The following is a 2166-nucleotide window of genomic DNA, read 5'->3' as shown; positions in this document are numbered from 1 at the left end:
GGTCAGGTCGGACCGTATGTCTGGGGAGTGCACCATCCTCCCGACGAAAGCGCACGAAACGGCGGCTTTCCGCTGCCCGTACCCAACACGCACACGGGCACCAGCCGCCAATTCTGGATATTCACCCTCCGCGACAGTGACACCCTCGAACCTGTCAGCAGCACACCGGTGTACACGACCCGACCCAGTGTGACGATCGACGACGCCGGAACCGTATGGATCACAGCCGACGGTGTGCGATCGATACCCACTATCAGCATGCAGTGGCCACCGGTGCTCGACGTCGCAGCCCTTCTCGACGACGCTGCCGCACCGCATACCTGATGAGCCGGACGCGACTTCTTCCCAAGAATGCAAGTTGCGCTTGCCCCTGATCGTCAAGGTTGAGATCGATGACACTCGGATCGAAGGATTGCCCGCCGCTAGACAGGCGCCTCCCTGCCGGTCATCACTTCACTGTGGCCGCGGTACACGGGTCAATCGACTGCCGGTCGACGCTCTTCCCGTTGCCCTCTCGCGCATCCGCTTCATAGGTGGAATGGGTCTCGCTAGTGTCGAGTGATGACGGAGTGGATCGAGGTTCTCCAAGCGCTAACCTCAGGCCCTGATCTGTCGCTGCGCGGCACGATTCGGGCGGTGCACCCGGAGGGACACACCGAGAACTTCGCGACCGTAGGGCGGACGCTTCTGGTCGCTGCGGGTGACGGTAGCCGGGTGTGGCGCCGCGGTGCACGACTGCGAGTCGAGCGCGAGGACGGAACACTCGTCTTCATTACGGATGGGTCGAACGCGTGGGACTTCACGCGGGATCCGGAGCGGCCGAGAGTCGGGTCCGCCGACCAGGTGCAGTACCTGGGAGACAGCCAGTTCCTGCTTCGTCGCCGCAGCGCATCGGAATGGTCGAGCGACGACTTCGCGCAGCCGGTCGGTCCGGTCGAGGAGGTCGAGTTCGCGGGCCGGCGCTGCTGGACGGTCGAGTTGGCGCCACCTCCACGGAAGCCGTACCCGTTGCGAATCTGGGTAGACATCGAGACGGGACAGATGCTCGGCGAACGGGTCGAGCAGGCGGGGTTGGGGGCGCAGTTCGTGGACCTTCTCGTTGGCCAGCACGTCGATGAGGAAATGTTCGTCTGGACCGGCCCGGTGCTCACCGCTGAAGAAGAACAGCAGATGTACCGCGACCGCCGCATCGCGCTCGAACGTGAGCAGACGAAGTGGTTCCGCGATGCAGTCACCGATTCACCTATTCGGACACGGGTGCCGTTGGACTTCACGCCCGATCGGGTGCCGTCCCAAGATCCGGAGACCGGGGCATTCGACGCGACGAACGACCGGACGATGCTCTCACGCCGCCCGCGAAGCACCGAGGGGTGGGAGCCGCAGTGGGGTGCGCGGTGCTACGTGTGGTCGACGCCAAAGTGGGACTGGGCCGCCGGAGCCCTCCACACCGACCTCGACGACGAGGCGATCGCTCATCTTCAGCAGACGCTGCACCCGGGTGAGCCAGTGGATCGGCAACGCCGTATCGATAATCCCAGGCGGAGCCGGTCCGGCCGGCGATAGCGAAATCGCCGACGCTGGCGCTTCTTCGCCACTGGTGAACGACCGACTTTCGTGTGGCGCGGTCGAGTGCGTGCCGTTGCGCAGACATCCCCGACGCACGTCACTCCGTCGTGACTCCGTATCGGGCGAAGAGGGTGTCGAAGAACTCGGTGAGTAACGGGAGTGCGTGCTGTTTGGTGCGGAGTTCGTAAGCGCCGAAGCGGAACACGTCGTATCCGCACAACTTCATGTCGCGGTCGGCCCGGACGTTGTCTGCGTATCTTGCGGGCGAGGCGTGACCGCGGTCGTCGGTGTAGTGCTGCTTACCGTCTACTTCGAGGACGATGCGATGGCCTGGTAGCAGTAGGAGAAAATCCATTCGGAAGTTGAGGAGGGCGGCGGTCCCGCGTTGCGACACGGTCTTGTGGTCCCAGTGCAGCCATCTGGGACTCCGAGGTCCCGGAGGCGTGTGACATCGCTGCTCATCGCCGAGCGGGTGCAGTCGTACGACGACGTGTGGGCCCACCACGACCGGATGCCGATCTTCCCGGTCCCGGACGGGCACACCCAGCAGACGTTCCTGCGTCACGAGGTGCTGCGCGGACTCGACCGTCGCTTCCCCGG

At 64.6% G+C, this 2166-nt stretch carries 2 protein-coding genes and 2 pseudogenes; 3 read left to right on the top strand and 1 reads right to left on the bottom strand.

All coding sequences use genetic code 11. The features are described 5' to 3' along the window. Both AB4Z09_RS28940 and AB4Z09_RS28935 read left to right on the top strand, forming a co-directional pair. Positions 1-324, top strand: a pseudogene (locus AB4Z09_RS28940) (hypothetical protein); the annotation flags it as partial. 237 nt (positions 325-561) lie between these two features. Continuing rightward, the gene (locus tag AB4Z09_RS28935; RefSeq protein WP_442241377.1) at positions 562-1563 is read left to right on the top strand and encodes a hypothetical protein; all 1002 of its coding nucleotides are present in this window, start codon (positions 562-564) and stop codon (positions 1561-1563) included. A gap of 100 nt (positions 1564-1663) precedes the next feature. On the opposite strand, the gene AB4Z09_RS28930 is transcribed toward AB4Z09_RS28935, so the two are convergent. Beyond that, entirely contained in the window at positions 1664-1921 is a 258-nt protein-coding gene (locus tag AB4Z09_RS28930) for a hypothetical protein (protein ID WP_442241376.1), read from the bottom strand. A gap of 59 nt (positions 1922-1980) precedes the next feature. On the opposite strand from AB4Z09_RS28930, the pseudogene AB4Z09_RS28925 reads away from it, so the two are divergent. Beyond that, a pseudogene (locus AB4Z09_RS28925) lies at positions 1981-2166 on the top strand (hypothetical protein); the annotation flags it as partial.

It is taken from the genome of Rhodococcus sp. TAF43 (assembly GCF_052113525.1).
Taxonomy (GTDB): domain Bacteria; phylum Actinomycetota; class Actinomycetes; order Mycobacteriales; family Mycobacteriaceae; genus Prescottella.
The sequence above is the reverse complement of the archived record's forward strand: the minus strand, read 5'-3'. Positions and strand labels throughout refer to the sequence as shown.